The following is a 920-nucleotide window of genomic DNA, read 5'->3' on the forward strand; positions in this document are numbered from 1 at the left end:
TTGGCAAAACAAAAAGTAGATGGGATCATCCTTTTGGCTACAGTTGTAACCCCAGCTCATCGAAAAGCTATAGCAGAAGTCAACATTCCCGTATTGCTGCTTGGCCAATCTGCAGAAGGACTGAATACGATCGTCCATCAAGAGTATGAGGCAGGATATAAGTTGGGGAGTTACGCAACAGAATTAGGGCATAAGGATTTTCTGTATTTTACCGTTCTTGAAGAAGATCAAGCAGTAGGCCAATTAAGATCAAAAGGTGTTTTAGAAGCTCTTAAAAAAAATTCAGATACAACTATTGAGATTGTTGAAGCAAATTTTTCTTTTTCAAAAGCGTATGAAAAAGCGATGAATGTGTTAGCCACAACATCGGCTACCTACGTACTTTGTGCTACAGATAATATAGCGTTAGCTGTTATGAAAGCTGCGCACACATTAGGACTTAGTATTCCGACTGACTTTTCATTATCGGGTTTTGGTGGATATGAAGTTACTTCTATCGTTACACCAACTATTACAACTGTAAAATACCCATATGAAAAATTAGGTTCAGTTTCAGTGACGAACCTCATTGAATTAATTGAAGGTGAAGATAAACTAATCACTATTGAATTGCCAAATGAGCTGATTGCTAGAGAATCAACTATTCAGTTAATAAAAAAAACTCCTTGATTTATTGAGGAGTTTTTCTTTTCGTTTATGAAGAAAAAGAAAAAAGTTATACTATTATAAAGAATCTAAGAAGCAATTTAAAGTAAAATAATTTACTAAAAACAAACATTTTCTATCATTTCGTTTAAAAACTATAATCATTAGGCTATACTGATAATAGATACAATTAATAGATCAGGAGTGTGAAAGGAATGGCGACTATAAAAGAAGTTGCACTGGAATCCGGTTATTCTATCGCCACTGTTTCGCGG

1 protein-coding gene is annotated in these 920 nt (G+C 34.5%); it reads left to right on the forward strand.

The features are described from left to right. The coding region (locus ABS911_RS15185) for a trehalose repressor (protein WP_350468244.1) at positions 1–669 on the forward strand (669 nt) is incomplete at its 5' end. Between the last annotated feature and the right edge of the window lie 251 nt (positions 670–920).

Source organism: Carnobacterium sp. (genome assembly GCF_040274425.1).